This is a genomic window from Vibrio sp. 10N.222.46.A1, assembly GCF_041473595.1.
Classification (GTDB): domain Bacteria; phylum Pseudomonadota; class Gammaproteobacteria; order Enterobacterales; family Vibrionaceae; genus Vibrio; species Vibrio tasmaniensis_A.
The window spans coordinates 1-213 of the sequence record NZ_JBFRSN010000883.1 but is presented as its reverse complement, the minus strand read 5'-3'; the positions used below and the strand labels follow the sequence as shown (position 1 = coordinate 213).

Below are 213 nucleotides of genomic sequence, written 5' to 3'. Positions count from 1 at the left end.
TACTACGATTGGTATTATATTGAGCTTCACTCTTTTAGGTAACTCAACCACCTTAGAATTACGTTATGATGGGGTAGGCTTAGTTTGGACAGTTGAAATCGAATGGATGATTCACAGCAAAAAACGAATGGTAGAAATACAACGGTAAGAAAAGCGACGCGAATCGAAAGCGTCATGAACTCTGCGATGTGGCATTTAACTCAGAGAGATATG

The 213-nt window shown here is 39.4% G+C and carries 1 pseudogene; it reads left to right on the top strand.

The window, feature by feature from the left end:
- Window positions 1-102: 102 nt before the first annotated feature.
- Window positions 103-213, top strand: a pseudogene (locus AB4496_RS21475) (recombinase A); the annotation flags it as partial.